Here is a 25,661-nt window from a genome sequence, read left to right on the forward strand (position 1 = left end):
AGCTCAGGATGAGGGAAATTGGATTGATTGCAAAAAGGGAGGGCGCTGAAATTTGAAACCTCGCAGAACTACCACCCAGCCCCCGGGATTTGCAGGTCACGCGCTCTTTGGGGTAGGAGTGGCGGGAAATCTTGATGGCGTTGGAGTTTTCTATTAACCCAGTTCCACTAAAATCCTCTATAAGGGATTGGATAGGACCTCAACGTCGCCTGGAACTACGGAAGGGATCGGATGTCGACGGTCAAACGCCTGGTGGTACTCTTGCCAGGCTTCGAACATATGCCGGTGGTGGCTCATTATCGCCGCTTCATTCGTGAGGCAGCGAAGACCGCCCCCGTATATGACATGAACCTGAAGGAAACCGCCCCGCTCTCCGTTGCCACGGACGAGGATGGCGTCGCGGTCGGCGACTTCCAGTTCCGGGCCTCCGGCGAAAACTGGGCCGTCGAGACCGATTTCCTGCTCTACGGCCTCGGCGACATCACGCTGTTCTACGCCTCGCGCAACCCGGCGGTCCGCCTGTTCAGCGGCCTGTTCGCCCTCATCGACTTCATCGTCACCGGCACCTTCTTCCGCTTCGTCGCCACGAGCTGGCGCTATGCCCTGTTCTTTCTCTATCCGATCCTGACGATCGCCTGCATCCTGGCGATCAGCCTGTCGCTGGCCTATGCGGGCGCCGTCGTCACCGGCAGCCTGCTTGGCTGGATACTGGCGCCGCTGCTCGCAATATTGCTGTTCCGCCATGCGGCCCGCCACATGCACCTCCTCCTCCTGATGGATGACTGGACTTTCGCGCGGGACATGGCGCGCGGCAAGCGGCCGCAGGTCATGGCGAAGATGGACAAGGTCATTTCCGATGCCGCCGCGCGCATCAGCAGCGCCTCGCCGGAGACGGAGATCATCGTCGCCGCCCATAGTCTCGGCGCCATCTGCGCGCTTCCGATCCTGGCGACGGCGCTGGCAAGGGATCCCCGGCGGCGCTATGGCCTGCTTACCGTCGGCTCAAGCCTGCTGAAGGTCGCTCTCCATCCCGCCGCGTCGAAGCTGCGCGCGGCGGTTGCCGCCGTTGCCTGCAGCAAGTCCGCATGGATCGACGCCCAGTCCCTCACCGACCCGATGAACTTCTATAAATCCGACCCGATACGAAACCTCGCTCTGTCGAGCGGAAAATCGCCGGTGCGCGTCATGGTGCGGTTCCGCAACCAGTTGCGGGAAGAATCCTACCGCACCATTCGCCGCAATTTCTTCCGCGTCCACCGCCAGTTCGTCTTCGGCGTCGACAAGCGCACGCGCTATTCCTGGCATGCGATCCTTTGCGGCCCGCAGCCCTTCGCCGAAATCGCGGCTTGCGGCGGCCTGCCCTGCGACAGCCAGGTCCGGGCCGAACCCGAGATGGAAATCGCGAGAACTGCCGCCACATGATTTCACTTGCACTTGCCGGAAAGACCCTCTGGGTGCTTTTCGTCGTCGGCTGGTATGTGTTGCGGTGGCCATTCGACCGGCGCGCGCGCAAGTCGCGGCTCCAGGTCGATCGCCGCAAGGGTGCCGACACGCTGCGCCTTGCGGTCTCGCTGACCGGACTTGGCATCATCCCGGCGATGTATGTCTTCAGCGGATTTCCCGCCGCCGCCTCCTACCAGCCCAGCCCCGTGGCGCTCGTCCTTGGCGCGGCGACGGGCATCGCCGCCCTCGTCCTGTTCCGCCTCACGCACAAGGCGCTCGGCCGCATGTGGTCGGTTTCGCTGCAGCTGAAGCAGGACCACAAGCTGATCACCACCGGCATCTACCGATATGTGCGCCACCCCATGTATACGGCATTCTGGATGCTGGCATTGACGCAGGCGCTGCTGCTGCCCAATTACATTGCCGGGTTTGCAGGCATCGTGGGTTTCGGTTATCTGTTCTTCGCCCGGATCGGGCCCGAAGAAACAATGATGCAGGAAGCCTTCGCGGACGAATATACGCGTTATCGTGCCCGCACCTGGCGCGTCCTGCCCTATATTTACTGAGTCGAAGACGGAAAGACGGTCAAAGTGTTCAGTTCATCCATCCGTGCCGCTCGCAGCCCGATCGCCATCGCGCTGCTCTCCCTGTCGCTCGCTGCCTGCCAGTCCACCGCGCAGTCGCCGCAGACGGCGGCGATGAACGCCTATGCGCCGGAGATGCCGGACCTCACCTGCGCGCCGCACGGCAATCCGAATGGCGGGGCGGCGAAGCTCACCGCCAATCGTACCAACCCCGGCGACCCGGCCTATATCGAGTTCCGCCAGAGACTGTCGCCGGGCATCCCCAGCGGCCATCTCTACGTCGTGTTCGGGCGGCTGGACGAAAAGGGAAATCCGGTGACGCGCCAGTATAATGGCCTGTTCCCGAAAGGCAGCCTGATCGGCCTTTATGGCGGCGCCATCGTGCCCATGCCCGCCGAATTGAAGCCGAGCTATGCCGATTGTCATTTCACCCCCGGCGCGGCCTATCGCGTGTCGCTGACCGAGAACCAGTACCAGCAATTGCTGGCGAAGGTCCGCGCGAACATGGCCAGGCCGCCGCTGTGGCGCATGTTCGGCTTCAACTGCAACAATTACGCCGCCTCGCTCGGCAGCGTCGCCGGACTGGTCGAGCCTGCAAACACCGCGCAGCCATCCTTCTCCTATATTTACGCCTACATCGCCGCCAATGGCGACAAGGGCCGCAAATCGGCCGGCTCCTGAGCGGCGGGAGCACGGGATTATGCCGACCCTCCATCATTTGGTCCAAATTGAAGCAACATGTGCCGTCGATATCCGGCGAGCGGCTCGCCCCATCCTGAAATACAGCACCTGAAACAGAGCGGAAGTGACGGAATGAAGTTCGCAAGCACTGCAATTCTCTGCCTCGTCCTGACGGGACCGGCTTTCGCCATGGACAATGCCGCCGCGCAGCAATTGCAGAAGCTCGATCCGCAGACGCGGCTTGAGCAACGCTGCGACCTGGAGGCGATGGAGCGCATCCACAAGGACCCGGCCAGGCTCGTGCCGGACGAACTCGTCGCCTACGCCTTCGAGGAACCCAAGATCAAGGGCGACAAGATCCGTTCTCCCGGCGCAGCGTTCCGCAGCAAGGGCGAGTGGTACCATCTCTCCTATAACTGCGCCACCTCGCCGGACCACATGACGATCCTGTCGTTCCAGTATTCGATCGGGTCCGTCGTGCCGCATGACGAATGGCAGCACCATTATCTGGTGCCCTGAAAATCCGGTGTCGTGAAAATCTGCTGCCAAACGAAAACGGCCCGGAAGTCCCGGGCCGTTTTTCATGTCGATAGTCGGGCCTAAAGCGCCGGCCGATCCTGCGCCAGCAGCATCTGCCCTATCGCATCGACGCTTTCGCTGGTTGGGGCCTCATAAGCGAGCATTCCTGCCGGCGCCGATGCGGTCTGGATGTTCTCCTGGCTAGCTTGCGACTGATTGCCAGCCTGCGACTGATTGGCCTGGACTGCCTGGCCCTGTGCCTGCAGCGTATTGGCTTCGGCCGCGCCCTGTGCGGCGGGCCTCTCGGTGGTGAAAGCCATCGGACGCGGATCGATCTCGGCCGAGGCGACCTGCACGGGCTGTTGTTGCTGCTGGACGACCCTTGCGCCTGTCGGCGTCGCTATCGGTCCCGTGTCGGCGCTCGCCACCTGGACGTTCTGCTGGCCGCGCATCCTCAGGCTGGCAATATAGGCATTGGCCACGGCCCGGCTCGCCTCGCGTGATGCGATCACGGCGCTGTGGTTGCGGCTGCGCTTCTCGTAGAAGGCATTGCCGCCGGCGACAACGGTGTAGTGCATGTTCTTGTAGGGAAAGCGCAGGCCCGCAGTATGGAAGAACATGGCGTTCTTGACCTTGGGATTGCGCTGCCCCTTGAGGACCGCATCAGCCGCCGCCTGCACATCCGGCAATGCGGACGACTTCATCTTGCGGGTCAGCACGCCGGGCGCGAACTGGCCCTTCTGGCCGACGACGCCGCAGATCGTATTGCCCCATTTGCCCGAATCGAGCCGGTTCATCACAACCGTGCCGACGGCGATCAGGCCGTCCTTGCTCGAACGGTTGGACTCGAAGAACATTGCCCGCTCAAGGCATTCCTTGTCCCTCGGCGTATAGGCATAGGTCGAAGATCTTGTGCTGGTGGACGCGACGCTCGTACCCGGCTTGCCGCCATTCTGCGCGTTCTGCGTGGTGCAGCCGCTGACGAGGGCCGCCGCCGCCATAATTCCTGCAACAGAGTGGATTTTCCACTTACCGCCGATCACGAAGCAATTCTCATCGCTGTTTTTCCTGCTGGTGAAGTTGAACACAGAATGGTGTGATTTGGGGCCAAACAATGGCAAGATGATCACACTTTAAGACAGCCACACATATCTGGTTGAAATTAAGGCTTTATTTCCGCCCTTGCAACCGCCGAAATTTTCCAATCATGGCGTAATTAAGGATTTGTTTACCCTTATTGGTTAAATTCGGCTGCAATTCAACGAGCTGCGAGGGCGGCAGTGATGCGCATGCAAAACCAGCGTTACGACACCCGCGAATCACTCATGCAGGCGCTGCGTGAGCTCATGGCACTCGAAGTCCCCGCCGAGGATGTGGCGCCGGTCCTTTGCACATTCGGTCCCGTCGATCTCGACCTTCTCGCGGTCTGCATGGACGATGTCGGGCTCAACGAGACCCCGGCGATCGCCGCCTGACGGGCGCCGCAGACAACTCTCCTTCCCTGAGGCCTTGTTCAGCCGCTGCCGAGGCTCTATCAATCATCGACAGAGTGCCGCGGGGTTCAAGGGCTTGACCGACAAAAACGATGTTCTGCGCGATATGGATGACAGCGCCATCCGTCTGGTGCGCCGCCTGATGCGGAGCGCCCGCCACGCGGTCATCGCGACGCTCGAGCCCGGCACGGGCAATCCCATCGCCACGCGCATCGGCATATCCACCGATCATGACGGCACGCCCGTCACCCTCGTCTCGGCGCTGGCGGCGCATACGCCCGCGCTTCGCGCCGATCCCCGCTGCTCCATCCTCGTCGGCGAACTGGGCAAGGGCGATCCGCTGGCCCATCCGCGGATGACCATCAGCGCCCGTGCGCGCGAAATCGCCAGGGACAGCGCCGAACATGCGCGCATCGAATGGCGCTATCTCTCGCACCTGCCCAAGGCGAAGCTCTATTCCGGCCTGAGCGATTTCCGCTTTTTCCGGCTGGAGCCCGGCATCACCAAGCTCAATGGCGGTTTCGGCCGTGCCTACCAGCTCGACGCCGGGGACTGGCTGAGCCTCAGCCCCGTCAACGACGAACTGGCGGCGGCGGAAAAGAACGCGGTGACCCACATGAACGAGGATCATGCCGACGCGATCGCCCTCTACGCCCGCTATTTCGCCCAGGCCCGCGACGGCAACTGGCGCATCACCGGCATAGATTCGGATGGTTTCGATCTCGCCGACGGCGATGAGGTGCTGCGGATATTCTTCGGCGAACCGCTCGCATCGGCCAAGGACATGCACCTCACGCTGGTCCGCATGGCGGGGGAAGCCCGCGAGGGCCTCAACATGGCCAAGCCGGCATCTTGAACGGCTCCGACCGCATCATTCGCATCGATGATCCGCAGGACGAGCGGCTCGCACCCTACAGGGCCGTGCGCGAGCGCGACCTCGTCGGCCGCGACAAGCGTTTCATAGCGGAAGGCAAGGTCGTCCTGAACGTACTGCTTGCCAGCCGCGCCTTCTCGGTGGAATCGCTGCTGATACTGGAAAACAGGCTTGCCGGGCTCGATGAGCAGATCGGCCTCTGCCCGCCCGATGTGCCGGTCTACTGCGTGACGCGCGCAGTGATGGACGCGGTCGCGGGTTTTCCCATCCATCGCGGCATATTGGCGGTGGGTTCGAGACGCGCCCCGCCCTCGCTGCAGACCCTGCTGGAAAACTGCGGCGAAAGCGCCCTCGCCGTCATTCTCTGCGGCATTTCCAACCACGACAATATGGGCTCCATCTTTCGCAACGCCGCCGCCTTCGAGGCGGATTTCGTCGCCATGGACGAAACCAGCTGCGATCCGCTCTACCGCAAGGCCATCCGCGTTTCGGTGGGCGCGGCGCTCAAGGTGCCATGCGCGCGCGAAGGCTCCATCGATGCGATCATCGCTGCGATGCAGGCGGCCGGCTTCGGGATATATGCGCTCAGCCCATCGGGTACGGCGAGCATCAACGCCGTTGAGCCGCAACGGCGAACGGCGCTGCTGCTCGGCACCGAGGGCGCCGGCCTGCCGAAGGCGCTGATGGAGAAGCTCCATACCGTCCGCATCCCGATGTCGGACGGCTTCGACAGCCTGAACGTCGCGACCGCTTCCGGTATCGCCCTGTCAAGGCTTGGCCGTTTTTCCCGCCTTTGACGCCGCCTCCTGCAGCGCGCGTATGCGGTCGGCAAGGCTTGAACCCGCCGCGGCATCGGCAGCGCCATCGGCGCCATTGCCCGCCGCCAGCAAGGCGTTGATCTGCGACTGCGGCCCTTCGAGCGCAGCCACCATCGCCACCACCTGCGAGGCCAGTGTGTTCATCTGCTCGCGCAGCAATTCGTTTTCTTCCGCCTTGGCCATCGCAGCGCGCCCGCGCGCCGGCTGTTCCGCGTTGCCTCCCGCCTTGCGCGCATCGGCAAGCACCTTGCGCAACCTTTCATTGGTCCGCTCGAGATCCTTCTCCCGGCGCGCCAGCCGCGCTTCGGCGTCGGTGAGCTTTCGCAACAACTCGCTGGATTGCTGCTCGGCTTCGGCGCTTCGCTTCGTCTCCTGGTCGAGCTGGTGCTTGAGCGCGGCGAGTTCGGCTTCGGCCTTTCGCCGCGCCTCCTCGCTGTTGCGCCTTTCCTGCCGGGCCGTCTTCAGGTCGTCGGTGAGATTGTCGATGCGCGCCGATTGCGCGACGACCTCGATCTTGAGCCCGTCGGCATTGGTGGCGACGCTCGCCAGGCGCCGGTGCAGAAGTTCGAGCTCGGAGGCCCGCTGTTCCAGCAGCCGCTCGTGGCCATTATTGGTGGCGGAAGATTTCTCGATGCGCTCGTTGAGCGTCGCGAGCTGCCCCTGCAACTCCTCTATCGTCCTGTCGCGCGCCTCGATGTCGCCGGCAAGCCGCTCCAGTTCGCGCTCCTTGTCGCTGAGACCGGCAAGCTGCTGCGCCAGCTTCTGCTTCTGACGATCGATATCCAGTTCGAGACGCCGTTCGGCCATCGCATGTTCGGCGCGAAGACCGTCGCGCTGGGCCTGGATCTCGTTGAGGGTAAGCGGCGTCTCGGCTTCCACCCGCTTGCGCGTCAGATAGGCGGCACGCCGCCATACCGGCGGTGCTATCAGCAGCACCAGAAGCGTGGCGGCCAGAAATCCCAGGGCAAAATATAGCGCAGACTGGATCACACTCGGGTCCTGTTACAAAACATGCGGCACCAACTCTATTACCAGCGAGCGCAGAATATACAAAGACGCGAACATTCACGTTCGCGTCTTGGAAACCGCGATTCGATCGGCTTCAGCCCGATCGATCAGAAAGGATTCCAGGTCGGGGATGTCGTCAGCTTGAGATAGCCCACATTGACGCCCAGCCGCGCGCCGACACCGGTCCTGATCGGCACGATGAGAACCTGGTTGCGCTTCAGGACGTTGAATCCGACGCCCGCGAAGAGATAGGCGGAGCCGGCCACGCCGACGAAACGGCCATAGAGGTTCTGCACGTCGTCGAGATTATAGACCAGCATCATGACCCTGGAGCCCTGGCCGCCGAAGTCCCATCCGATCGACGGCCCCTGCCAGAAAGTCTTGTGATCGCCGGCATTCTTGGTGTAGAGCGAGCCCTCTCCATAGGTCAGGCCACCGATGATCGCACCCGAACCTTCTTCGCCAAGAACGTAGCCATTGGGAAGACCGTAGCTCTGGAATACTTTTTCGACTGCCGTTGCCAGTCCGCCCGAAGTCGAACCGAAAAATCTCTGACCGGAATTTACGATCTCTTCCATCGAATAGGTCTGTTGCTGGGCATGCGCCGACTGCACCTGCAGCAGGGCGAGACAGACGATACTGACGATGAGAAGAAAGCTACGGTTCAAAGACAAGAGTAGAGACGCCATCATAATTCCTTTTGGCTGTTCGCCTCTTCGCTTGACGCCCTGTGTCGCAGATCTGCGTCTGCTTTGTGCGCATATTTAAAACTGGAAACATTGATAAAAGTTTATGAATCGATCTTGGCATTTCAATGGCTTGCGGCGCAGCGGCAAAATACACGCATTTTCAATGCCCTCGCGCCGCCGCCAGCGGCTTCTTGCCGAGGCGCGTCCGTCTCTATATCCAAAAGGGCATCCAGACGAAGTGATTCGCGGCGTTGATTCGCGGATGCTTCATTCGACCAACACAGGGCGACAGCGCCCTGATTTCTTCAGGGAGACCCCAATGACATTGCCCGTCATTCTTTCGGCAGCTGACCTTGGAGCGCTCCTTTCGAGCCGAATCTGCCACGACATCATTTCCCCCGTCGGCGCGATCAACAATGGCCTCGAACTGCTCGAGGAAGGCGGCGCCGACGAAGACGCGATGAACCTCATCAAGTCCAGCGCGCGCAGCGCCTCGGCCCGGCTGCAATTCGCCCGCATCGCCTTCGGCGCGGCCGGTTCCGCCGGCGTCCAGATCGACACGGGCGATGCGCTCAATGTCGCCGAGCAATATATGAAGGGCGAGAAGGCCGAACTGAGCTGGCAGGGTACGCGCGTTCTCCTGCCGAAGAACAAGGTGAAGCTGCTGCTGAACCTCGTGCTGATCGGCAATGCCACGCTGCCGCGCGGCGGCACGCTGGCGGTTGCGCTGGAGACGCCGGAGACGGAACCGCGCTTCGTCGTCACGGCGCGCGGACCGATGCTGCGCGTACCGCCGAAATTCCTCGAACTGCACAGCGGCCAGGCGCCGGAAGAGGCGATCGACGCCCACGCCGTGCAACCCTATTATACGCTGCTGCTCGCACAGGAATCCGGCATGACCATCACGGTCCACGCCACGCCGGAAGAGGTCGTCTTCACCGCGGCCTGAGCCTTCGCACCGGCCTGAAGCGGCTGGCAATTCGCCACGCGCTGCCCTATCTCTCGTCCATGACACAGGGTGCAGGCAGCGCGGGCCATGGGGCCATCCGGCGCCGGACGGACGGCGGCGACTGGATAAGGATGGCCAGCGACACCGGTCCGTTCGAGCGGATGGAAGCCTTTTTCACCGCCCGCGGCTACGAAACCCACCGCCACGACACCTATGCCATCGGCATCACGCTCAATGGCGCGCAGAGCTTTCACTATCGCGGCGCGCTCCGCACCAGCCTGCCGGGCAATGGCACAATGGTGCTGCATCCGGACGAGCCGCATGACGGCCAGGCCGGCGCGGAGGACGGATTTCACTACCGGATGATCTATGTCGAGCCTTCCGCCATCCAGGATGTGCTGCGCGGCCGGCCCCTGCCCTTCATCGACGGCGGGATAAGCGCCGATCCGCGCCTGCGCGCCGCCACCAGCGCCCTCCTGCCCGACACCGGCGACCGGATTGAACGCCTCGAATATGAGGACGGCATTTTCGACCTGGCGCAGGCTCTGGCCACGGCCGGCGCGGCGGTATCGCCGGAGCATCGGCGGCGTTTCATCGATTACACCGCCTGCGAACGGGCCCGCCAATGGCTCGACGCCTATCCGGCGACCAATGTGAGCCTCGAAGAACTGGAGCTTGCGGCGGGCAAGGATCGCTGGGCCCTGTCGCGGGATTTCCGCCGCCTCTACGGCACCAGCCCGCATCGCTATCTGGTGATGCGGCGGCTGGCGCGGGTGCGGCAATCGCTGCGCTGCGGGCATTCGCTTGCGGCTGCGGCGATCGATGCCGGCTTTACCGACCAGAGCCACATGACGCGCCACTTCAAGAAGACCTTCGGCATTTCCCCCGGCCGCTGGCTTGCGACATTGCAGGCGGCGGGCCGCGCACAATCGTACAATACTTCGGCGGCCATTGGTCGTTAGCTTCCTTCTCGCATGCAAGCCCCGCATACCGAAGGAGAAGCCGATGCCCGACACCAATCCGCAAACCTATCGCCCGATCAACTTCGCCGAGAAATACCAGCTGTTCGACGACCGGTGGGCGCCGCGCGTCATCGCGGAACTCAATGACTATCAGTTCAAGATCGTCCGCATCGAAGGCGATTTCGTCTGGCATCACCACGCCGATACGGATGAGGCCTTCATCGTCCTCGACGGTACGCTGCGCATCGATTTTCGCGATGGCGCGGTGACGATCGAGGCTGGCGAGATGTTCGTCGTGCCCAAGGGGGTCGAGCACAAGCCCTTCGCGGCGGAAGAGGTGAAACTGATGCTGATCGAGCCGCGCGGGGTGTTGAACACCGGCGAGGAGCAGAATGAGCGCACCGCCCGGAACGATCTCTGGATATGACCCGAAACGAAAGGCCCCGCGCGAGCGGGGCCGATGATCGACGGAAGCGGGATCGCTCAGGCGATTTCGCGAAGATCCGTCGCGTCCGGTTCGCGCAGCACATAGCCGCGGCCCCAAACCGTCTCGATGTAATTGATGCCGCCCGAAGCATTGTCGAGCTTCTTGCGCAGCTTGCAGATGAACACGTCGATGATCTTGAGCTCGGGCTCGTCCATGCCGCCATAGAGATGGTTGAGGAACATTTCCTTGGTCAGCGTCGTGCCCTTGCGCAGCGAGAGCAGCTCGAGCATCTGGTATTCCTTGCCCGTCAGATGAACCCGCTGGCCGCTGACTTCGACGGTCTTGGCATCGAGATTGACGATGAGGTCGCCCGTGGTGATGACCGACTGGGCGTGACCCTTGGAGCGGCGGACGATCGCATGGATGCGCGCCACCAGCTCGTCCTTGTGGAAGGGCTTCGTCATGTAGTCGTCGGCGCCGAAGCCGAGGCCGCGCACCTTGTCCTCGATGCCGGCCATGCCGGAAAGGATGAGGATCGGCGTCTTGACCTTCGACAGGCGCAATGTCCTCAGCACTTCATAGCCCGACATGTCCGGGAGATTGAGGTCGAGGAGAATAATGTCGTAGTCGTAGAGCTTGCCGAGATCGACACCCTCTTCGCCCAGATCAGTCGTATAGACATTGAAGCTTTCGGATTTCAGCATCAGTTCGATGCTCTGTGCCGTCGCGCTGTCGTCTTCGATTAAAAGAACCCGCATATCATTCCCCTTTTCCCGCCGCTCGATCGGGTTGCCCACCCTGTCGGCAATCCCGAAGCCAGGCCGCGAAACAAGCCGTTTCCATAACGTTAAGATTGCCACCGAATGGTTAACAAAATCTGATTCCGCTTTGCAAGTGCCTTTGACTCTTGCCTTAAAAGTCGCAGGCACCACCTTGATTCAAAACATGAACTCGCCCTTAAAAATCATCAGCTTTCGCCTCAGGATTTCGCCGTAAGCGATTCATTCGACTCATTAAATCCATGACCGCAAAACTTGCCGCCACAATTTACCGAGCTTTAAGTCTTAAGGCGTATGATTAATGCTGAACGTAAAGGAAAGGTTACCAACAGGGCCTGTCCTTAAGTTTTTGTTTCATTTTCCCGAAGTGATTCGGGGGTGAGACGCGCCGGATGGACGCTTTTCTCCCGGGAAAACGCGCCCAGCGTACCGGTTTTGTGCAGCGTGAAGGGGGTTGTGAGCAATGAAGTCGCATGAAGGTTTGGTCCGGTTGAAGCTGTTCCAAGTCAAGGAAAAGCGCCGCCAGCTCGGACAGCTTGATTTGATGATGGGCGAATTCGAACGCATGGCCGCCGAGCTCGATGCACAGATCGTGTCCGAGGAAACCAAGGCCGGCATCACCGACGTCACGCATTTCGCCTATCCGACCTTTGCCAAGGCGGCACGCCAGCGTCGCGACAATCTCTTCGTTTCGATCCGCGACCTGAAGAGCCAGAAGGACGAGGCCGAGGCCGCGCTGGCGGAATCCGAAGCCGAACTTGCAAAGGCGGAAGCGCTGGAACAGCGCGACGGCAAGCCGCGCGATGCGGACGAGGCACCGGCCTTCGACCGCCGCGCCATGATCGGCTGACGCTACGGAGTCCATCGGCTCCGCGACGCATTTCAATCGCCCGGCTCAACCGGGCATTCCTTGTGGTGGGGCCCTCGCGGGACCTGCCCTTTCAGCGCTGCTGGATCACATCCGCCCATTCCTCATGCCGCAGCGATTGCGCCCGCATGAAGGGGCAAAGCGGGATGATCTTCCATCCGCCCTGGCGCGCATCCTCCACCGCATGCAGCGCCAGCGCCTGGCCGACGCCCTTACCGCGCAACGCCTCCGGCACGGCCGTATGGTCGACGATGACGAGCCGCGGGCTGGTGCGCGAGAACGTCATCTCCGCCTCGTGTCCATCGGCCAGCGCGGAATAACGCCCGCCCTTCTCGTCTTCCTGCTTGGTGATCTTGATATTGTCGTTCATCGGCTTCGATTTTCCCTGTCGCTGATTGGCCCGCTGTAACTCGGTCGCTGTGATTTGCCCAATAGATCAGCTTCCGGCCAGGGACGAAACTTCCATTCGCCGCCGAAAAAGGAAAAGGCCGGTCTTTCGACCAGCCTTTCGCCATTCACGGCACCATCATCTAATGACGATATTGCTGTATCCGGGTCGTTCTGAGACCTGCAAGCCCATGATCGGAGATCGAGGACTGCCAGGAAAGGAACTCTTCCACCGTCAATGTATAGCGATGGCAAGCCTCCTCAAGGCTAAGAAGACCACCGCGAACAGCGGCGACCACCTCAGCCTTGCGGCGAATTACCCAGCGCCGCGTATTTGCGGGTGGAAGATCGGCGATGGTCAGCGGGCTGCCATCCGGGCCGATAACGTATTTTACTCTCGGTCGAACAAGATCGGTCATTGTACTCTCTATACTAAACTTCAAGACCTATCGTCGCTGACGTTACATGCAGGGCTTTAATAATTGCCTAAGCGCCCGGTCATTCTCTGGTAACTTCGGTTAATTCTTCCGCGTTGATTTTATTAAACTTAATCGCTTTATCGCGCTGACGCCAAAAACCCCGCGCCAGCCGCCCCGGGATCAAAATAACCGGCTTCGGCCGAGTTCCTGTTGGCAAGGACGGCCAATTTGACCTATATAGGTCGAAAGACAGCCATGCGCCCTTATGTCGCTGGTCAAACGGATATAGCAAATGACACTCAACAGCCTCGATCTGCCGGCCCGGCCGGAAGAGACCCGCATCGTCGTCGCCATGTCGGGCGGCGTGGATTCCTCCGTCGTCGCGGGCATTCTGAAGCAGCAAGGCTATGATGTCGTTGGCGTAACGCTGCAGCTTTACGACCATGGCGCCTCCACCCACCGCGCCGGTTCCTGCTGTGCCGGACAGGACATCGAGGATGCCCGCCGCGTCTCCGAGCGCCTCGGCATTCCGCATTATGTCCTCGATTACGAAGCCCGCTTCCGCGAGGCCGTCATCGATCCGTTCGCCGCGAGCTATGTCAGCGGCGAGACGCCGATCCCCTGCGTTTCCTGCAATCAGACGGTGAAGTTTGCCGATCTGCTGCAGACGGCGCGCGATCTCGGCGCGGACGCACTGGCGACGGGCCATTATATTCGCAGCCGCGCCAATGGCGCGCATCGTGCGCTTTATCGCCCGGTCGATACGGACAAGGACCAGAGCTATTTCCTCTTTGCGACGACGCAGGAGCAGATCGACTATCTGCGCTTCCCGCTCGGCGGAATGACCAAGACCGAGACGCGCGCCATCGCCGAGGAGCTCGGGCTTTCGGTCGCCACCAAGCAGGACAGCCAGGACATCTGCTTCGTGCCGCAGGGCAAATATTCGGACATCATATCGAAATTGAAGCCCGAGGCCGCCAATCCCGGCGATATCGTCCATATAGACGGGCGCATTCTCGGCCGGCATGAGGGCATCGTGCATTATACGATCGGCCAGCGGCGCGGCATCGGCGTCGCCACCGGCGATCCGCTCTATGTCGTGCATCTCGATGCCGGCAATGCGCGCGTCGTCGTCGGCCCGCGTGAAGCGCTCGAAACGCGGAAGGTCTTCCTGCGCGATATCAACTGGCTGGGCGACCAGGCACTGGCAGAGCTGCCGGAAGGCGGCGTCGAAGTCTATGCCAAGGTCCGCTCGACACGGCCGCCTCGCCCGGCGACGCTTCATCACGAAGATGGCGAGACATGGGTGGAACTGGCCGATGGCGAAAGCGGCATAGCGCCGGGCCAGGCCTGCGTGCTCTATTCCGACGACAGCAATACGGCACGCGTCTTCGGTGGCGGCTTCATCGGCCGTTCGGAGCGCGCGCCACAGGCGGAAGCCATGTTGAAGCGCCTCGCCAAGCAGGGCCACGCGGCGGCCTGAACCGCCGCCCCCGGTACTCAGTCAAAGCACCACTCAGTCAACGATGCTGTCAGGCCAGGAAGTTGCGGATCGTATCGACGATGCGGTCCTGGTCGTCCTTGCCGAGATAGGCGTGCATCGGCAGGCACAGAATATCCTTCGGCAGCGCCTCGGACACCGGCAGGCCGCCCGGCGCGCGCATGTAATGCTTGTAGGCATCCTGCAGATGCAGCGGCTTCACATAATAAATCACCGATGGAATGCCGTTTTCCTGCAGATGCGCCTTCAATTCGTCGCGCCGTTCCGTCTGGATGGCATATTGCGCCCAGGCCGAGCGATGCCCGTCCGGAATTGTCGCAACCTTGACCACGTCGCGCAGCCCCTCGGCATAGCGCCTGGCGACGACCTGGCGCGCCTCCATCTCATCCTCGAGAATGGCGAGTTTTTCGATGAGGATCGCCGCCTGGATCGTATCGAGGCGTGAATTCAGGCCGATGCGCACATTGTCATATTGCGTGGCGCCCTTGCCGTGGAACAGCACCGAGCGCAGAATTTCCGCCAGCTCGCCATTATTGGTGAACATCGCGCCGCCATCGCCATAGCAGCCGAGCGGCTTGGCCGGATAGAAGCTGGTGCCGGCGACATCGCCAAAGGCGCCGCACATCGCATTGTCGCGCTTGCCGCCGATCGACTGCGCCGCATCCTCGATGACGAACAGTCCTTCCTGCGCCGCGATGCTGCCGATGGAGGTGTAATCGGCCGCCAGGCCGAACAGGTCGACCGGGATGATCGCCTTCGGCTGCAGCCGGCCCTCGGCGCGCACGGCCTTCACAGCCGCCTTCAACTGCTCCACGTCGATATTGTAGGTGACCGGATCGACATCGACGAATACCGGCTCGGCGCCGACCAGCGCAACGACCTCGGCCGTGGCGGCAAAGGTGAAGCTCGGCACGAAGACCGCATCGCCCGGCCCGATGTTCTTGGCCATCAGCGGAATGAGCAGCGCATCCGTGCCATTGGCGCAGGCCACCACATGTTCGACGCCGGCATATTCGGCCAGCCGCTTTTCGAACTCGGTGACTTCCGGTCCGAGGATATATTTGCCCTCGCGCACGACCTTGGCGATTGCCGCGTCGAGTTTGTCGCTAATCCGTTCACGCTGTGCGCCGAGATCGATGAACTGCATCATTGCTCCGTAATCAAAGCCCCCGCGAATACCGCGAGGCGTCAAGGCAACACTTAGAAGGGCGGAGGAAATGCCGCCAGATGCTGCCGTTCAAAGTTTGTCCGGCCTTGTAACAACGCTTGAAGCCGAGGGCAACAGAAGAGCCGGGGCAAGAGCGATCACTTCACCTTGTTATGCACGACGGTACCGGCGGTCAGGATGCGCAGGACGCGGATCGCCTCCTCGCCATCCGTGCGCGGCTCGTTGCGCGAGCCGATGCAATCGATGAAGTTCTGCAATTCGCGCGTGAGAGGCATGCCATGCGCAACCTTCACATAGCTGGGCTCCTCGGTCGTCGATGCCCATTGGCCTTCATCCTGCCAGATCGAATGCTTGTAGACGGCAAGTTTCCGGTCCCATTGCTCCATGTCGTCGAAGACCGCCATGGCCTTGTTGCCGACGACCGTCAGCCGGCGCTCGCGATAGGGATTGAGGCGTGAGGCGAAAAGATGCCCGCGCACATTATTGGGGAAGCGCAGATGCAGATGGGCGAAATCGCTGAGATGGTCGAGCACCGCCGCCCCCTCGCCGCGCACTTCGAGCGGTTCCGTGCCGGTGATGGCGAGGATCATCGACAGGTCATGCGGCGCAAGATCCCACAGCGCATCGTTCTCCGTATGAAACTTGCCGAGCCCGAGCCGGTGCGAATGGATATAGCTGACATCGCCGAGATCGCCGGCCTTGATCAGTTCAAGCAGCTTCTCGAAGGCCGGATGAAAGCGCAGCACATGCCCGACCATGAAGATGCGGCCATGATCATGGGCAGCCTTGACCGCAGCCTCGGCATCGGGAACCGTCAGCGCGATCGGCTTTTCGACGAGCACGTCCTTGCCGTTGCTCACCGCCCGGATGGCGGATTGCGCATGGAACTGCGGCGGCAGGGCCATGACGATGGCATCGACATCCGGACGGGTGAAAAGATCATCGACGGCAATGGCTTCGACGCCCTGATCGGCCGCGAAGCCGGCAGCGCGATCGCTGTTCTGGTCCGACACGGCATAAAGCGCGCCGAGGCTCTTCAATGTGCGAATGTGATTGCTGCCCCAGTAACCGCAACCCAAGACTGCAATTCGCGGAGGCATCTTTTCAGCTGTGCTCATGGTCGCATGCAATATCTGGACGGCGAAACGAACACAAGAGTTCGCGTTGACCTTTTGGTAATTCCCCCGCACGGGCAGGTGCCATAAACGCCCGCCGCAAGCCGGGCTTCGCAGCATGGCCCCGCCGCCAAAAAGAGGCATGGATTGGCCGCTTTATGCCCAGAAGATTGCTTGACAGCTTCCTGTCATGCACCTATACCCCGCCACGTCCCAGTTGCAATTGGCAAATGGCGCCGCGTTCCGGCCTGACTTTTCACAGGCACACCGGGCGCGCATGTGGGGCGAAGTAGCTCAGTAGGTTAGAGCAGAGGAATCATAATCCTTGTGTCGGGGGTTCGAATCCCTCCTTCGCTACCATTTTTCTTGTCAGTCTGATCTTTGCAGCGCTTCGGGCCTCTCACGGCACCCTGACGCAGCATATCTGCCGTCAGTTTCATGAGAATTCCTACATTTTGTAGACATGGATGTAGCTGGACGCGGGGTTTTGATTTTTTGCCACCAGGTTTTAGAATTTTTGCTTTGATCTTGGGCGGACTTTGAAGAGCGTTTGAAGGCCTTTTATAGCTCGATTATTGAGGCCCCTCCGAACTCACCGCAAGCTTCTGAATGGTCCTCCGCCTCGCGCGTTCAGGCGTGTAATCAGACCGTCTGTTCCGTGCCGAAAATCCGGCGATACGAAGCGGTATTCGCGATCGATGATCTGCCGGGCGGGACGAGCCACCCAGCGGACGCGGCCCCAGACGGCGCCGGCGCGGTCTTCGACGGCTTCGAGCAACCCGGCCGACGGCGCTTCTTTGCCTCGGGAGCGAGATGGGACTGGGCATGTTCCCAATCGCTGGCCCGTCGGGCATTGTTGACGGCGAATGAAGCGATGGGCGGCTTTTCCTTGTCGTCATGCCTGCCAAGCGCCTTGCCGCGCCAGCGATGCCCTGTTTGCGAAGTGTCGGCTGGACTTATCAGCGGCAGATCAATGGCCCAACGCCGCTTCACATTCCTCGAGCCTGGCCATGAAAGTTTCAGCATAGACAGGCTCAATTTTCCTGGGCTCGATTCCCCTCAGGTAGCGGCTGACGCGGGCTGCATATTGATGCAGTTCGGTGCCCGCTTCCACGCAGCTGGCATAGGGCCGATACGGCTCTGAATTGCCTGCAAAGGCGATGTCCATCCAATGTTGGGTTGCCTGGTCCACCGGCTTGACGATCTGTTGGTCGATTGCGGCCAAAGCCGCGTCCGCATCCTTCATCGCAAAGACATCGGCAAAGACGGCGCCGCGCTCGACAAGCGCCGTGTAAAGTTCCCTGCTGTCCTCCCTGGGACCGGCAAGAGCGGGAAATGCGACAAGGCTTGCCGAAACGGCCACAATTAATGAAATACGCACAATATATCCTCATGTTGCAATAGGGATTGTTATGCACCATAATGGGCCGTGGTGCGAGCCAGGTTTCACCAGGACGGTTCGCCGGACCTGTGAGGGGATGACGTCCCTCCGTGCCATACTTTCTCTCCAGCTGACCATCCCGCAGCGCCCGACCGACGGTCCGCAGCGCGTCCCTTTCGGTTTTTCTGTGAAAGCTCACCAGCCACAGGAGAGCAGCTTCAGCCGATCCCCAAGTTCGCGTTGACCTGGCGGGTGCCCCCGTTCAGCTCTTGAGGCCCGACACGCAGGGAAATTCATGCCCAGCCGACCTCCGCAATATTTTGCAACATTCTATTGATTCAAATTTTGAAATATTTCTGAAATACATCTAGGCGCGGCCATAACTTGCTGATAACCATCTTCGTTGGCAAATCTTCGCGGCTCTCTGTGCGGAGGCTGGCCTTTCTCAATTTCACCAGAGCAAAATCATGAACGACTATGAGCAGGGTTACTCTACCCCTACGGAAGACAAGGAAAAGTCGAGCAAATCGGGGAAAATGAAGCGCCTTGAAGAAGAACTAGGCGCCGTCGAGTCCAAAGTATTCAATCTATCAATCATTGTTTTAATGCTGGCGATATTCCTGGCAATCATTGCATTCACATAGTCAGGCCGCCGCGCTAGGCTTCACGGAACACGCCTCGCCTGCAATCTCGTCTTTTCCGAATCTCGAAGTCAAACTACAATCGGCCGCGCTGGCGTTCCGGTTAGTGGAGCGGCGCGGGAATCGATCATGAGGCTGGATAAATGAAAAGACGTATTCTGGGGTTCGTCCTTGTCACCTTGAGCCTGTCGGCTTGCGGAACCTACAATAACTGGACGCCCGACGAGAAACAGCCGCAATCGACCAGACCGTCCTGCACCAATGGCATGCTTGACTGCCACGACCGGAACTAGCTTTCGCACGCGCATCCGACGCAGCACCGACTGGGGTCGCACCGACTGGGACCCCACCGACTGGGCCGCCCCGGCTGGGGCCGCACCGACTGGGGCCGCACCGTCTGTCTGGGGCCGCCCACACTGGGCCGCAAGACAGAATTGATTTGCGCTCGCAGCGGCAAGTGGGTGATATGTCGAGCCTCCCGAAGATGCGGCCGCAATATCCATTGCCACGGGCCGGCGCATCCCCGCTGCAAGAGAGAGTGCCGCCCTTGAGCCAGTCAAGCGATTCCAATGCGATCCGGGTCCTGCAATACCTGTTGTGGCCGGCCATCTTCTTTGGCGGCCTCACCGCCGCTGGCATGGCTTTCGAGGCCGCGCATCCCGTGTTCTGGTTCAATGTGGTCTATCTGACGACGGTGGCGATCATCGCGCTTTTCGAACGCTTGCTGCCCTATGAGACCAGCTGGCTCGAGCCGGATGGCGAGACCTTCAACAATCTGGCCCATACGCTGCTGACGAAGGGACTGGTTCAGGTCGCCGCGAGTCTCGCAGCCTCCGGCCCGATGTTGATCGCCGCCCATGTGCAGCCGATTTCCGCGCGTTTCAGCACTCTATGGCCGGATTTCCTGCCTTTGCCCGTCCAGGTCGTGCTGGCCTTGATCATCGCCGAACTCGGGCTCTATGCGGCGCACAGGATCGCCCATGAGCGCCTTTATTTCTGGCGCTTCCACGCGCTCCACCACAGCGTGACGCGGCTTTGGGTGATCAATACCGGGCGGTTTCATCTCTTCGATTCGCTGTTCAAGATCGCGCTCAGCCAGATACCGCTCTATCTCCTCGGCGCGCCGCTGCCGGTCTTTCTCTGGGTCGCGGCCATCACAGCGATCGCCGGCCTGCTGACCCATTGCAATATCGCCATGCGCACCGGGCTCCTGGACTATATATTCGTGACGCCGCGGTTGCACCGCTGGCACCATTCGCGCAACAGACGCGAGGGCAATACCAATTATTGCGAGAATATCGTGCTGTGGGACCAGGTCTTCGGCAGCTACCATAATCCGGACAGGCCATCGCCCGTCGATATCGGCATCAATGGCAGGGTCGCGCCCGGTTTCCTCGGCCAGCTATTGCAGCCATTTTCCCGGCGCGGGCGGCAGGAACTGATGGGACGCAAACCAGCGCCGCTGCCACCAGTGACGCAGGCTGCGGCGCCGGTCGAGGATCAGGCGGCCCAGATGTAAGGCCGGGAAGGCCTGAGGCCGGGGCGACGCCGGAACCAGGTCCGGCGGCGCCTCTCATGCTGGTCAGGCTGCGTCCTGGATGGCCGCGAGTTTCCACTCCGAGCCGTTTTCGCGGACGAAGGTCCAGACTTCGGTGGTCTGCGACGGCTCGCCCTCATCGCCCTGCACGACGCGGCCGGTCGTGCGGTCGAGCATGGCATCGATGCTGGAATAGCGCATCGCGGTCGTCGCATATTCCTGTGCGCCTTCCGCCCAGGCTTCAGCGATATCCGCCTGCAGCAGCTTGACGTCGGACACGCTGTTGCGCAGCCCGTCCGTGGCGTTCTGGCCGAGCTCCTCGGCGAGATAGGACATGGCTTCCGGCGTCGTCAGCCGCCGCAATGTCGCATAATCCTCCTTGCCATAGGCCGTCTGCACTTCGGTGAGCAGCTGCTCGAACCGGTCGAGATCGGCCTGCGTCAGGCCGATTTCATCGCCGCCCTGGGACGGTGCTGCTGACTGACCGCCGGCGAAGCCGGGCTTCTGCCCACTCTGGGGCTGGCCGGAACCGATTGTCGGTACGCGCAGCGGCGAAGCCTGGTTGTTGGTGTCGCCAGCCATATCGCGCCGGGCGAAGCCGTCACGGCCAAAGCCCTGACCGCCGGCTGTTGCCGTTGCCGGCTGGCGCGAGCGGAAGAAGCGCAAGGCGAGCATTGCGAGGCCGGCAATCAGCGCGATCTGGATCAGCATGCCGAACAGGCCGGCGATACCGCCAAATCCATGGCCGAGCATGGCGCCGATCAGGCCGCCGACGAGAAGACCGCCGAGCAGCGAGCGGCCCATGCCGCCGAACAGACCCGGACGCTGCTGCGCGGCCTGTGGCTGTGCCGTCGTCTGCTGGTTCTGCGGACGCGGCGACATGCTGCGCTCGATAGGAGCAGCATTGTTCGGCGCGGTGCGCGTCGGTGCCGGCGCCTGGAAGGTCCGGGTGCCTCGGCTGCCAAAGCCACCGCCGCCGCGACGGGCGTCGGCCTCGTAGACTGCGCTGAACGTCACCGCCAATCCGATGAGGACAACGGCGGAAATTCGGCTCAAGGCGGAAAAAATGAACGGCATGCAATGCTCCTGTGCGTAGAATTCCCCTTGCATATGGGAAAAGCGCTGGCGGATTAAAAGAAATATCTCGATTTATTTCCTGCCGGAAACCTCGCTCAGGCGAATTCGAGCACGGAAAGCGCACCATCTTCGCCGGTCTCGGCCCGCACCCCCTCATAATCCCGAATGGTCGGGTGCGCCGTCTCGATCGGATGTTGATGGGTTGCGGTGATGACCAGCACGTCGGCGCCCGCGGCATCACCGGCGAGGATTCCCGGCACGGCATCCTCGAAGACGAGGCAGCGGCTTGCGGGCACGCCAAGCCGGGCGGCGCCGATGAGATAGCAATCGGGATTGGGCTTGCCGACCTCGACGTCTTCGGCCGTCACCTGCACGTCCGGCACGGGAATGCCCGCGGCGGCAAGGCGGCGCTTCGCAAGTTCGAGCGGCGAGGACGTCACGATCGCCCATTTGTCCCGGGGCAGGCCGGCAAGAAATTCGAGGGCGCCGGGCAAGGCCACGATACCTTCGACATCGTCTATCTCCGCCCTCGTGATCTTGTCTGCCTCCGCCTGCGGATCGACATCGAGGCCGAGCCTGCGGATCGTATCGACGGCGCGCACGCCATGCATCGTCGGCAGGAAGGTCCTGGCGTCGAGCCCATGCGCCTCGGCCCACCGCCCCCACACCCGTTCGGCGGCCGCCGTCGAGTTCATCAATGTTCCGTCCATGTCGAACAGAAAGCCCGCATAGGTCTTGCCTTGTATCGAAGCCAATTTATCTCTCCTGCCAGTTCTGCCTTCTTATGGCAGAGGATAGCAGCCGGACAAAGACCTATCGTGACACCTTGTGCGTACCGGGCCTGTATGCCCGCATACCGCTATATGCCCGCATACCATTGATAGCCGCGATCTTCCCAGAATCCGCCGCGGCCAGAACCGATATGGGCGAAAGAGTCCACCAGTTCGATCCGCATGAGATATTTCGCGTGCTTGTAGCCGAGCTGGCGCTCGACCCGCAGGCGCAGGGGCGCGCCATGGGCAATTTCGAGATCCCTGCCGTTCATGCTGTAGGAGAGGATGGTCTGCGGATGCCAGGCATCCACGAGATCGATGCTTTCATAATAGCGCCCGCTGCCGTCGAGCGTTTGTTCGTAATCGTCGGCGCAATGGAATACGGCGTAGCGCGCGCCGGGGGCAAGACCGGCCTTCTCCAATACGGCGCCAAGCTGCACGCCCGTCCATTTGCCGATTGCGCTCCATCCCTCGACGCAATCATGGCGGGTAATCTGCGTGCGGGCAGGCATGGCTTTGAGGTCGGCCAGCGACAGGCTGAGGGGGGTGCGCACCCGGCCGTCGACGATCAGGCGCCAATCGGCGAATTGCCCGTCCATCAGCCGCTTATACTCGTCCGTCTCCGGCAATTGCGTGCCATTGGCCTTGAATACGGGCGAAAGGTCCGCCTCCGTATATTCCCGCGCCAGTTGCTGGCCGGACAATAGCAGGCGCTGGGCCTTCAACGACAGCCACTCGCCGGCCTGCAGCACATTGTCGATCGACTTGTTCTCGACCAGCGCATCGCAGCCCGCCAGGAGACTGGTGGAAGCCAGAGTGCCGCCGATGAGAAAGCGGCGCCGTGTCAGATCAATGCTCATCGCCAGTCCTCCTGCCGCCCTCAAGATGCAGCGTGTAATAGCCGGTTATCATCGAGCGCAGATTGTTCCAGACGCCCGACAGCAGCACCATCGCCAGATGAATGACGACGAAGCCGACGGTGAGCGCAGCGACGATGAAATGCAGCGTCCGCGCCGACTGGCGGCCGCCGAACAGGTCGAGCAGCCAGGGAAAGATGGCGTTGAAGCCCGGCGACATGGTCAATCCCGTCAGCACCATCAGCGGCAGCAGCACGAAGCCCACGCCGAGATAGGCCAGTTTCTGCAGCGAATTATAGCGTCGGGCCGCCTCGCCCCTCGGGAATCTCAGCCGCGCATGCTGCGCTATTTCGTGGCCGAGGTGGCGCGGCGTCAGTTCCTCCGCCGCCGGCAGCAGGTCGCGGCGAAAATGACGCGAAACCAGGCCATAAACCAGGTAGACGAGGCCATTGATGACGAAGAACCAGGCAAAGAAGAAGTGCCAACGCCGCCCGGTTCCGAGATCCTGGTAAGACGGGATGGTGAGCCAGGCCGGAAAGGCGCGCGGCGTCAGTTCGCCGCCGCTGTAGGATGCGCCGAGCACGCCGGTCGTCGTCATCGCTATCGGCCCGACACGGGTCACGCCCTTCATGCTGTCGCCATCCGCATAGGCTTCGATGGCGACAAAGGATGCGTCCGGCAGCGCGTCGGAACCATATTCGCCCCAATAGAGGTAGGGATGGGCGTTGAATATCTGCAGCCCGCTCATCAACAGGAAGGTCAGGCAAAGCACATTGAGCCAATGGGTGATGCGCACGGCGAGCGAATGGCGATAGACCTTCACCCATGCCGGCTTGTCGGAACTTGTAGCAACCTGCGTCATCGGCATCTCCATGGCCCCGCCCCGCATGGCGTGATCAGGCGCAGCGCCCGATCACGCCGGATATCCTATTGCTTGGCGGGCGCCATTGCATCCGGCTTCTTCTTCATGGCATCCGCCTTCATCGGGTCTGCCTTCATGGCGTCGGATTTCATGGCATCGGATTTCATGGCGTCCTTTTTCATCGCATCCGGTTTCGCTGGCTTCATCGCATCAGTCTTCATGGCATCGGTCTTCATCGCGTCATGCTTCTTCATCGGATCCGCCTTCATGGCGTCCTCGGCAGCAGCCAGATTGACAGCCGAAAGGCCCGCCGCGGCCACAAATGCCGACAGGATGATCTTCTTGGCCAGGATATTCATATCTGTTCTCCTATGTTGGAGCCGATGGCTTCCAGTTAAAACCTTCGCCTGTGCTCGGGTCACTCTGGCAATACGCGTTGCAGGCGGCGTTGGTTACAATCATCACGCATTGGTGATGAGAAAGGCTGAGAAAAGGCTGGGATGATGAGGAGCGGCTGCCGCATTGACCTTGCACCGCATTCGGGGCCATGTGTAACCCCATGTGTAACCTTTTCCGCCGCTGCTTCGAATAAGATCGAGAACCGGAGTGAATTCAGTCGAACCGCGCTTGAAGGAATTGATGCTGGCGAGCCTTGCGGGCGATGCACGCAGCTATGCCGTGCTGCTGGACGAGGTAGCCCGCCATCTGCGGTCGTATTTCCTGCGCCGCCTCGCGGACGGCCACAGGGGCGATGCCGACGATCTGGTGCAGGATACGCTGATGGCCTTGCATACGCGGCGCGCGACCTACGAGGTGGATCGTCCCTTCACGTCCTGGCTGCATGCCATCGCAAGGTACAAGCTTATCGACCATTTCAGGCGGCACAGGATCCGGGCCACCGTCCCGCTGGACGATGCGCATGATCTGATCGCCTCCGATGATGGCGAAGGGATCGCGGACCGGATGGATGTCGAAAGACTGCTGCAGATTGCGCCGGAGAAGTCACGCGATCTCATCTACCGCACGCGGATCGAAGGTCAATCCATAGCAGAAGTGGCACAAAGCACTGGTCTTTCGGAGTCGTCGGTGAAGGTTACGGTCCATAGAGGGTTAAAGGCGATTGCCGCCCGGCTGAAGGGAGATGGTCATGGCGACAGATGATTTGATCGCTCGCCTCGCCGGCGACCTGAAGCCTGTCCAGCCCGATCAGGTGGGGCGGCGCGTCGCCATTGGCTTCGGCGCGAGCCTGGCCGTATCGTCACTGCTGATGTATTTCTGGCTTGGTCTGCGGCCCGACATGATGTCGGCGGTCTGGACATGGCCGTTCTGGGTCAAGCTCGGCTACACGTTCGCGCTCTCCCTTGCCGGGATATGGGCGGTCAAGCGCATCGCCTATCCCCTCGGGCGCATCCGCCCGCATCTGGTGGCGATCGCAATGGCGGTCACCGCGCTCGTTGCGCTGGCGATCGGCCAATTGTCGATGATGCCGCCGGAGAGCCACATGCCGCTGCTGATGGGAAAGTCCGTCGCCGTCTGCACGCTTTACATCACCACCCTGGCCATGCCGTTCCTCGTCGGGGCATTCTGGATTCTCCGCGGCCTCGCGCCGACGCGCCTGACGCTGGCCGGCGCCGCTGCGGGGCTGGCGGCGGGTGGCCTCGGCTCCCTCGTCTATTCCTTTCATTGCACCGAGGGCGGCATGCCCTTCATAGCGATCTGGTACACGCTCGGCGTCATGGGACCGGCGTTGATCGGCGCGCTCGCCGGGCGCTATCTGCTACGCTGGTAGGCGCGAGAGCTAGTGTGGTGGAATTGAAATACGCCTGACTATAGCGACAGGGGCCGGAGC

At 61.5% G+C, this 25,661-nt stretch carries 32 protein-coding genes and 1 tRNA gene; 18 read left to right on the forward strand and 15 right to left on the reverse strand.

From position 1 onward, the window contains the following. Positions 1 to 231 precede the first annotated feature (231 nt). The 4 genes from OSJ75_RS18910 (at position 232) to OSJ75_RS18925 (ending at position 3,227) form a co-directional block, all read left to right on the forward strand. On the forward strand, positions 232 to 1,422 hold the full coding sequence (locus OSJ75_RS18910) for a hypothetical protein (protein ID WP_267229106.1): 1,191 nt from the start codon (positions 232 to 234) through the stop codon (positions 1,420 to 1,422). Continuing rightward, a complete protein-coding gene (locus tag OSJ75_RS18915; RefSeq protein WP_267229107.1) occupies positions 1,419 to 2,009 on the forward strand; it encodes a protein-S-isoprenylcysteine O-methyltransferase in 591 nt (196 codons plus the stop codon). The genes OSJ75_RS18910 and OSJ75_RS18915 overlap by 4 nt, the downstream gene beginning before the upstream one ends. Positions 2,010 to 2,033: 24 nt before the next feature. Then, positions 2,034 to 2,708, forward strand: a complete 675-nt coding sequence (locus OSJ75_RS18920; RefSeq protein ID WP_267229108.1) for a hypothetical protein — start codon at positions 2,034 to 2,036, stop codon at positions 2,706 to 2,708. Positions 2,709 to 2,840: 132 nt separating this feature from the next. After that, on the forward strand, positions 2,841 to 3,227 hold the full coding sequence (locus OSJ75_RS18925; RefSeq protein ID WP_250018535.1) for a DUF930 domain-containing protein: 387 nt from the start codon (positions 2,841 to 2,843) through the stop codon (positions 3,225 to 3,227). A gap of 80 nt (positions 3,228 to 3,307) precedes the next feature. Here OSJ75_RS18925 and OSJ75_RS18930 read toward each other — a convergent pair whose 3' ends face one another. Continuing rightward, positions 3,308 to 4,228 carry a cell wall hydrolase gene (locus OSJ75_RS18930; protein ID WP_267229109.1) on the reverse strand — a complete coding sequence of 307 codons (921 nt, stop codon included), beginning with the start codon at positions 4,226 to 4,228 and terminating at the stop codon, positions 3,308 to 3,310. A gap of 282 nt (positions 4,229 to 4,510) precedes the next feature. Here OSJ75_RS18930 and OSJ75_RS18935 point away from each other — a divergent pair, with 282 nt between their 5' ends. From OSJ75_RS18935 to OSJ75_RS18945, 3 genes are all read left to right on the forward strand, one after another. Continuing rightward, positions 4,511 to 4,702 carry a hypothetical protein gene (locus OSJ75_RS18935; protein ID WP_250018533.1) on the forward strand — a complete coding sequence of 64 codons (192 nt, stop codon included), beginning with the start codon at positions 4,511 to 4,513 and terminating at the stop codon, positions 4,700 to 4,702. Positions 4,703 to 4,796: 94 nt separating this feature from the next. After that, the gene (locus OSJ75_RS18940; protein ID WP_250018532.1) at positions 4,797 to 5,576 is read left to right on the forward strand and encodes a HugZ family protein; all 780 of its coding nucleotides are present in this window, start codon (positions 4,797 to 4,799) and stop codon (positions 5,574 to 5,576) included. After that, positions 5,573 to 6,391, forward strand: coding sequence for a TrmH family RNA methyltransferase (locus OSJ75_RS18945; protein WP_267229110.1), 819 nt, complete (start codon positions 5,573 to 5,575; stop codon positions 6,389 to 6,391). Before OSJ75_RS18940 ends, OSJ75_RS18945 begins: the two co-directional genes overlap by 4 nt. Here OSJ75_RS18945 and OSJ75_RS18950 read toward each other — a convergent pair. Both OSJ75_RS18950 and OSJ75_RS18955 read right to left on the reverse strand, forming a co-directional pair. Then, positions 6,362 to 7,402 carry a hypothetical protein gene (locus OSJ75_RS18950; protein WP_267229111.1) on the reverse strand — a complete coding sequence of 347 codons (1,041 nt, stop codon included), beginning with the start codon at positions 7,400 to 7,402 and terminating at the stop codon, positions 6,362 to 6,364. The genes OSJ75_RS18945 and OSJ75_RS18950 overlap by 30 nt on opposite strands. 125 nt (positions 7,403 to 7,527) lie before the next feature. After that, positions 7,528 to 8,109: a DUF1134 domain-containing protein gene (locus OSJ75_RS18955; protein ID WP_250018529.1), complete on the reverse strand. Its 582-nt coding sequence runs from the start codon at positions 8,107 to 8,109 to the stop codon at positions 7,528 to 7,530. Positions 8,110 to 8,428: 319 nt separating this feature from the next. On the opposite strand from OSJ75_RS18955, the gene chpT reads away from it, so the two are divergent. From chpT to OSJ75_RS18970, 3 genes are all read left to right on the forward strand, one after another. Beyond that, positions 8,429 to 9,058, forward strand: a complete 630-nt coding sequence (gene chpT, locus OSJ75_RS18960) for a histidine phosphotransferase ChpT (RefSeq protein WP_250018528.1) — start codon at positions 8,429 to 8,431, stop codon at positions 9,056 to 9,058. A 131-nt stretch (positions 9,059 to 9,189) separates the two neighbouring features. Continuing rightward, entirely contained in the window at positions 9,190 to 10,020 is an 831-nt protein-coding gene (locus OSJ75_RS18965) for an AraC family transcriptional regulator (protein ID WP_267229112.1), read from the forward strand. A 43-nt stretch (positions 10,021 to 10,063) separates the two neighbouring features. Then, positions 10,064 to 10,447: a cupin domain-containing protein gene (locus tag OSJ75_RS18970; protein ID WP_267229113.1), complete on the forward strand. Its 384-nt coding sequence runs from the start codon at positions 10,064 to 10,066 to the stop codon at positions 10,445 to 10,447. A gap of 56 nt (positions 10,448 to 10,503) precedes the next feature. On the opposite strand, the gene ctrA is transcribed toward OSJ75_RS18970, so the two are convergent. Then, positions 10,504 to 11,205 (reverse strand): response regulator transcription factor CtrA, encoded by a 702-nt coding sequence (gene ctrA / locus OSJ75_RS18975; protein WP_250018525.1) that lies wholly within the window; start codon positions 11,203 to 11,205, stop codon positions 10,504 to 10,506. A gap of 484 nt (positions 11,206 to 11,689) precedes the next feature. On the opposite strand from ctrA, the gene OSJ75_RS18980 reads away from it, so the two are divergent. Then, complete coding sequence (locus OSJ75_RS18980) at positions 11,690 to 12,076, forward strand: flagellar export protein FliJ (protein ID WP_267229114.1); 387 nt, start codon at positions 11,690 to 11,692, stop codon at positions 12,074 to 12,076. Positions 12,077 to 12,167: 91 nt separating this feature from the next. Here the strand turns inward: OSJ75_RS18980 and OSJ75_RS18985 are convergent, their stop codons facing one another. Together OSJ75_RS18985 and OSJ75_RS18990 are read right to left on the reverse strand one after the other, a co-directional pair. Further along, entirely contained in the window at positions 12,168 to 12,464 is a 297-nt protein-coding gene (locus tag OSJ75_RS18985; protein WP_267229115.1) for a GNAT family N-acetyltransferase, read from the reverse strand. Between the two features lie 160 nt (positions 12,465 to 12,624). After that, entirely contained in the window at positions 12,625 to 12,900 is a 276-nt protein-coding gene (locus OSJ75_RS18990) for a DUF1153 domain-containing protein (protein WP_091878079.1), read from the reverse strand. Positions 12,901 to 13,192: 292 nt separating this feature from the next. On the opposite strand from OSJ75_RS18990, the gene mnmA reads away from it, so the two are divergent. Further along, complete coding sequence (gene mnmA, locus OSJ75_RS18995) at positions 13,193 to 14,383, forward strand: tRNA 2-thiouridine(34) synthase MnmA (RefSeq protein ID WP_267229116.1); 1,191 nt, start codon at positions 13,193 to 13,195, stop codon at positions 14,381 to 14,383. Positions 14,384 to 14,432: 49 nt separating this feature from the next. On the opposite strand, the gene OSJ75_RS19000 is transcribed toward mnmA, so the two are convergent. Both OSJ75_RS19000 and OSJ75_RS19005 read right to left on the reverse strand, forming a co-directional pair. Next, positions 14,433 to 15,548, reverse strand: coding sequence for a DegT/DnrJ/EryC1/StrS family aminotransferase (locus OSJ75_RS19000; protein WP_267229117.1), 1,116 nt, complete (start codon positions 15,546 to 15,548; stop codon positions 14,433 to 14,435). Positions 15,549 to 15,706: 158 nt separating this feature from the next. Further along, entirely contained in the window at positions 15,707 to 16,669 is a 963-nt protein-coding gene (locus tag OSJ75_RS19005; RefSeq protein ID WP_250018572.1) for a Gfo/Idh/MocA family protein, read from the reverse strand. Positions 16,670 to 16,967: 298 nt separating this feature from the next. Between OSJ75_RS19005 and OSJ75_RS19010 the strand changes: the two genes are divergently transcribed. After that, positions 16,968 to 17,044: transfer RNA gene (locus OSJ75_RS19010), tRNA-Met, on the forward strand. A 232-nt stretch (positions 17,045 to 17,276) separates the two neighbouring features. On the opposite strand, the gene OSJ75_RS22945 is transcribed toward OSJ75_RS19010, so the two are convergent. Continuing rightward, positions 17,277 to 17,519 (reverse strand): phage protease, encoded by a 243-nt coding sequence (locus OSJ75_RS22945; RefSeq protein ID WP_416362586.1) that lies wholly within the window; start codon positions 17,517 to 17,519, stop codon positions 17,277 to 17,279. A 135-nt stretch (positions 17,520 to 17,654) separates the two neighbouring features. Beyond that, complete coding sequence (locus OSJ75_RS19015) at positions 17,655 to 17,930, reverse strand: hypothetical protein (RefSeq protein ID WP_267229118.1); 276 nt, start codon at positions 17,928 to 17,930, stop codon at positions 17,655 to 17,657. A gap of 602 nt (positions 17,931 to 18,532) precedes the next feature. Between OSJ75_RS19015 and OSJ75_RS19020 the strand changes: the two genes are divergently transcribed. From OSJ75_RS19020 to OSJ75_RS19030, 3 genes are all read left to right on the forward strand, one after another. Then, on the forward strand, positions 18,533 to 18,709 hold the full coding sequence (locus tag OSJ75_RS19020) for a hypothetical protein (RefSeq protein ID WP_250018521.1): 177 nt from the start codon (positions 18,533 to 18,535) through the stop codon (positions 18,707 to 18,709). A gap of 140 nt (positions 18,710 to 18,849) precedes the next feature. Continuing rightward, positions 18,850 to 18,999 (forward strand): hypothetical protein, encoded by a 150-nt coding sequence (locus OSJ75_RS19025; RefSeq protein WP_267229119.1) that lies wholly within the window; start codon positions 18,850 to 18,852, stop codon positions 18,997 to 18,999. A 254-nt stretch (positions 19,000 to 19,253) separates the two neighbouring features. Further along, complete coding sequence (locus OSJ75_RS19030; RefSeq protein WP_250018519.1) at positions 19,254 to 20,225, forward strand: sterol desaturase family protein; 972 nt, start codon at positions 19,254 to 19,256, stop codon at positions 20,223 to 20,225. A 63-nt stretch (positions 20,226 to 20,288) separates the two neighbouring features. Here the strand turns inward: OSJ75_RS19030 and OSJ75_RS19035 are convergent, their stop codons facing one another. From OSJ75_RS19035 to OSJ75_RS19055, 5 genes are all read right to left on the reverse strand, one after another. After that, on the reverse strand, positions 20,289 to 21,320 hold the full coding sequence (locus OSJ75_RS19035) for a Tim44 domain-containing protein (protein WP_250018518.1): 1,032 nt from the start codon (positions 21,318 to 21,320) through the stop codon (positions 20,289 to 20,291). Between the two features lie 95 nt (positions 21,321 to 21,415). Beyond that, positions 21,416 to 22,075 (reverse strand): HAD family hydrolase, encoded by a 660-nt coding sequence (locus tag OSJ75_RS19040; protein ID WP_323748394.1) that lies wholly within the window; start codon positions 22,073 to 22,075, stop codon positions 21,416 to 21,418. Positions 22,076 to 22,179: 104 nt separating this feature from the next. After that, positions 22,180 to 22,953, reverse strand: coding sequence for a molybdopterin-binding protein (locus OSJ75_RS19045; RefSeq protein WP_267229120.1), 774 nt, complete (start codon positions 22,951 to 22,953; stop codon positions 22,180 to 22,182). Beyond that, positions 22,943 to 23,812, reverse strand: a complete 870-nt coding sequence (locus tag OSJ75_RS19050; RefSeq protein WP_267229121.1) for a cytochrome b/b6 domain-containing protein — start codon at positions 23,810 to 23,812, stop codon at positions 22,943 to 22,945. Before OSJ75_RS19050 ends, OSJ75_RS19045 begins: the two co-directional genes overlap by 11 nt. A 65-nt stretch (positions 23,813 to 23,877) precedes the next feature. Beyond that, positions 23,878 to 24,171 (reverse strand): pentapeptide MXKDX repeat protein, encoded by a 294-nt coding sequence (locus tag OSJ75_RS19055; RefSeq protein ID WP_267229122.1) that lies wholly within the window; start codon positions 24,169 to 24,171, stop codon positions 23,878 to 23,880. A gap of 247 nt (positions 24,172 to 24,418) precedes the next feature. On the opposite strand from OSJ75_RS19055, the gene OSJ75_RS19060 reads away from it, so the two are divergent. Further along, a complete protein-coding gene (locus OSJ75_RS19060) occupies positions 24,419 to 24,973 on the forward strand; it encodes a sigma-70 family RNA polymerase sigma factor (protein ID WP_250018514.1) in 555 nt (184 codons plus the stop codon). After that, positions 24,960 to 25,601, forward strand: coding sequence for an NrsF family protein (locus OSJ75_RS19065; protein ID WP_250018513.1), 642 nt, complete (start codon positions 24,960 to 24,962; stop codon positions 25,599 to 25,601). The genes OSJ75_RS19060 and OSJ75_RS19065 overlap by 14 nt, the downstream gene beginning before the upstream one ends. Positions 25,602 to 25,661: the final 60 nt, after the last annotated feature.

It is taken from the genome of Phyllobacterium sp. 0TCS1.6A, from assembly GCF_026420825.1.
Classification (GTDB): Bacteria; Pseudomonadota; Alphaproteobacteria; order Rhizobiales; family Rhizobiaceae; genus Phyllobacterium.